The organism is Ramlibacter sp., from assembly GCF_035627355.1.
GTDB lineage: Bacteria > Pseudomonadota > Gammaproteobacteria > Burkholderiales > Burkholderiaceae_C > Ramlibacter.
Genome location: NZ_DASPLW010000074.1, coordinates 1 through 3,977 on the forward strand (window position 1 = coordinate 1; position 3,977 = coordinate 3,977).

Consider the following 3,977-nt stretch of genomic DNA (forward strand, 5'->3'; position numbering starts at 1 on the left):
CGTCCTGGGCTTCCTTGCCGTAGATCGCGAGCCAGCCCGGCTTCACCAGCACCTTGCCGTCGGTCCGGAAAGGGTACTTCTTGCCGCCCTGCTCCACCGTGCTGATGCGCGTGGTGACCTGGTACTCGGCGCTCGGGAAGAACACCGACAGGAAGCGCCGCACCACGAAGTCGTAGAGCTTCTGCTCGGCATCGCTGAGTCCGCTGGGCGCCTGCAGCGTGGGAATGATCGCGAAGTGGTCCGACACCTTCGCGTTGTCGAAGATGCGCTTCGACGGCTTCACGTAGTTGTCGTCCAGCGCTTGCTTCGCGAAGGGCGCGAGGTGCTTCATGCCGCTGTTGGCGAGCATGCCCATGGTCTGCTTGACCACCGGCAGGTAGTCCTCGGGCAGCGCGCGCGAATCGGTCCGCGGATAGGTCAGCGCCTTGTGGCGCTCGTACAGGCTCTGGGCCAGCGCGAGCGTGGTCTTGGCGCTGAAGCCGAAGCGGCTGTTGGCCTCGCGCTGCAGCGAGGTCAGGTCGAACAGCGGCGGCGCCGCGCGGGTCTGCGGCTTGGATTCCTCGGTGACGGTGGCGGCCTTGCCGCGCACCGCGTCGGCGATCGCCTGCGCTTCCTTCAGCGACCAGACCCGGTCGGCCTTCTGCTCGGGGTCCTCCGGGTTCTTCTTCCACTTCGGGTCGAACCACTTGCCCGGATATTCGCCCGCCTCGGCCAGGAAGCTGGCGTGGATCTCCCAGTAGTCCCGGCTGACGAACTTGCGGATCTGCTCCTCGCGCTCGACCACCACCGCCAGGGTCGGCGTCTGCACCCGGCCGACGGTGGTGAGGAAGAAGCCGCCGTCGCGCGAATTGAACGCCGTCATGGCGCGGGTGCCGTTGATGCCGACCAGCCAGTCGGCCTCCGAGCGCGAACGCGCCGCCGACGCCAGCCCTTCCATCTGCTGGTCGGTGCGCAGCTGCTCGAAACCGTCGCGGATGGCTTGCGGCGTCATGGACTGCAGCCACAGCCGCCGCACCGGCTTGCCCAGCGGCTTGCCGCCGCCAGCGTACTGCTCGATCAGCCGGAAGATCAGCTCGCCCTCGCGCCCGGCGTCGCAGGCGTTGACCAGGTCGGTGACGTCCTTGCGCTTGGCCAGGCGCACCACGGCGTTGAGCCGCGACTTGGTCTTGTCGACCGGCTTGAGCTCGAAGTACGGCGGAATCACCGGCAGGTGGGCGAAGCTCCACTTGCCGCGCTTGACGTCGAACTGCTCGGGCGCCTGGATCTCCACCAGGTGGCCGACCGCGCTGGTGACGACATAGTGCTCGCTCTCGAAGTAGTCGTCGTGCTTGTCGAACTTGCCGGCAACGGGCGCCAGCGCGCGCACGATGTCCTGCGCGACCGACGGCTTCTCGGCGATGACCAGAGTCTTTCCCATGTTTCTACAATCCCGGCTCTTCCCACGCGCGCATACGCGCACGCGTGCGTGTGTGCAAACAACTTATCAGAGTTTTTCCAATGCCAGCAAAAGCGGGGGGCGGCCGACGCATCCAGACACGGCGGTCGGGCGTCCACGGCAAGGGCGTGTTCGCCCTGCAGGACATCGCCGAGGGAGAGGTCATCATCGAGTATGTGGGCGAGATCATCACGTGGAAGGAGGCGCTGCGCCGCCATCCGCACGATCCCCAGGACCCGAACCACACCTTCTACTTCCACATCGACGAAGACCGGGTGATCGACGCACTGTACGGCGGCAACGCCTCGCGCTGGATCAACCATTCGTGCGAGCCGAACTGCGAAGCGGACGAGCAGGACGGCCGCGTCTTCATCAAGGCGCTGCGCAACATCCGGGCGGGCGAGGAGCTGAACTACGACTACGGCCTCATCATCGACGAGCCGTACACGAAGAAGCTCAAGGCCGAGTACCCCTGCTGGTGCGGCGCCCCGTCCTGCCGCGGCACGCTGCTGGCGCCCAAGCGGCGGCGCTGACGCCATGGACGCGATGGTCGAGGCCCTCAGGCAGCAGCTGGATGCGCTGCTGCCCGGCCTCGCCGTCGAAGCGGTTCCCGAGATCGATTCCACCAACACCGAGCTGATGCGGCGTGCCCGCGCCGGCCGCCTCGGCCCCGTGCTGCTGGTGGCCGAGCGGCAGACGGCGGGCCGCGGTCGGCTGGGCCGCCAGTGGCTGGGCGAACCGGGCTCGTCGCTCACCTTCTCGCTCGGGCTGCCGCTGGCGCCGCCGGACTGGTCCGGGCTGTCGCTGGCCGTCGGCGTGGCGGTGGCCGAGGCGCTGCATCCGGCGGTGCAGCTCAAGTGGCCCAACGACCTGTGGGTGCAGGACCGCAAGCTGGGCGGCATCCTGATCGAGACGGCAGCGCCGCCGGAGGGCGGGCCGTCCCGGTTCACCATCGTCGGGATCGGCCTGAATCTCGCGCCACGCGATGCGCAGGGCTATGCCACGCCACCGTTCGGGCTGCGCGAGCTGCTGCCGCACGCGGTTGCCGGTACGGTGCTGCAGCAGGTGGCGGCGCCCGTGCTGCAGGCGATGCTGGGCTTCGAGCAATTCGGCTTCGCACCCTTCCAGGCCCGCTTCCAGGCCCGCGACGCGCTGGCCGGCCGCGCGGTGCGGCTCAGCGACGGGACGAACGGCAGCGCCCATGGGGTGGACGGCCAGGGCGCCCTGCTCGTGCATACTGCCGCCGGCATGAAGGCCGTCGCCACCGCCGAGGTGAGCGTGCGGCCCGCCTGACTCCTGCCCATGCTGCGCCTGGCCATCCTGCTGCTCCTGCTCGCCAATGCCGTGTATTACGCCTGGGGCGCGGGCTTGCTGCTGGCCTGGGGCTGGGGCCCGGCGCCCGAGACCGAGTCGTGGCGGCTCCAGCAGCAGATCCGGCCCGAGGCGGTGAAGGTGCTGCCGGCCGGGGAAGCCCGCGATGCCCAAGCGCCGCCCGTGGGCGCAGCGCCTGCGGCACCGGCGTCCGCGGCGGCGTCGGCGGCGGCCGCCCCGGCCGCAGCCGCATCGACCGCATCGGAACCGGCCGTATCGGCGTCCCCCGTTGCGGCGCCACCCGCGACCCGGGCGTCGGCCGCCCCTGCAACGACGCCTGGCGTGGCTCGGACGTCGGCCACCCCGCCAGCGGCGCCAGCCGCCGCGCGGGTGCCGACTGCCGCTTCCGCAAGACCTTCCCCCCTGCCGACGACCCGCAAGGAACCCTGATGTCACTCAAGCTCTACTTCGCCCCTGGCGCCTGCTCCTTCGTGCCGCACGCCCTGCTGGAGGCCAGCGGCGCCCCCTTCGAAACCCAGATGGTCAAGCTGCACAAGTCCGAGCAGGACTCGCCCGAGTACCGGGCGGTGAACCCGCGTGGACAGGTGCCGGTGCTGGTGGATGGCGATGCCGTGATCACCCAGATCCTGGCCATCATCGGCTACCTGGACGCGCGCTTCCCGGAGCAGCAGTTCCTCCCGAGCGAGCCGCTGGCCCGCGCCAAGGCGATGGAGACGCTGGCCTGGATGAACAACACGGTGCACCCGACCTTCACCCACGTGTTCATGCCCCACAAGTTCGCCGCCGAGCCGGACACGCAGGCCCGCATCAAGGAATTCAACGCGAAGCAGTACCGGCCGATGCTGGCCGAGATCGACCGCATGGCCCAGCTGGCGGCGGCGCAGGGTCGGCCATTCCTCGGCGGCGAGCGCTTCGGGCCGATCGATGCCTATGCGTTGACGCTGCTGCGCTGGGGCGGCTTCGCCGGCATCGACCCGACCGGCTTCCCCGCCCTGTGGGCGCACGTGCAGAAGCTGGCGGCCCTGCCGCCGGTGGCGCGCGCCATGGAGCGAGAGCGCCTCCAGCTGAACGTCTACAAGGCGGCCTGAGCCACGCCGGACCGGTCGGCCCCGGCCGGCGCGCTGGCAAAGCGCACCACCGCCCGCACGCCCGGGCTGGCGGCGCCGGGGTGGGCGTCTTCCAGGTGCACCTGCGCATCGTGCTGGCGGGC

Annotated in this window: 4 protein-coding genes and 1 pseudogene; 4 read left to right on the top strand and 1 reads right to left on the bottom strand. The window is 70.2% G+C overall.

Going from position 1 to position 3,977, the window contains the following annotated elements; translation table 11 throughout:
• Positions 1-1,417, bottom strand: a 1,417-nt coding sequence (locus VEC03_RS18045; RefSeq protein ID WP_324918415.1) for a DNA topoisomerase, incomplete at its 3' end; no start/stop codon positions are given.
• Between the two features lie 80 nt (positions 1,418-1,497).
• Between VEC03_RS18045 and VEC03_RS18050 the strand changes: the two are divergent.
• The 4 genes and pseudogenes from VEC03_RS18050 to VEC03_RS18065 form a co-directional block, all read left to right on the top strand.
• Positions 1,498-1,959: pseudogene (locus VEC03_RS18050) on the top strand (SET domain-containing protein); the annotation flags it as partial.
• A gap of 13 nt (positions 1,960-1,972) precedes the next feature.
• A complete protein-coding gene (locus tag VEC03_RS18055) occupies positions 1,973-2,728 on the top strand; it encodes a biotin--[acetyl-CoA-carboxylase] ligase (RefSeq protein ID WP_324918417.1) in 756 nt (251 codons plus the stop codon).
• A 9-nt stretch (positions 2,729-2,737) separates the two neighbouring features.
• Entirely contained in the window at positions 2,738-3,196 is a 459-nt protein-coding gene (locus tag VEC03_RS18060; RefSeq protein WP_324918419.1) for a hypothetical protein, read from the top strand.
• Positions 3,196-3,855 carry a glutathione S-transferase family protein gene (locus VEC03_RS18065; RefSeq protein ID WP_324918422.1) on the top strand — a complete coding sequence of 220 codons (660 nt, stop codon included), beginning with the start codon at positions 3,196-3,198 and terminating at the stop codon, positions 3,853-3,855. Before VEC03_RS18060 ends, VEC03_RS18065 begins: the two co-directional genes overlap by 1 nt.
• Positions 3,856-3,977 lie beyond the last annotated feature (122 nt).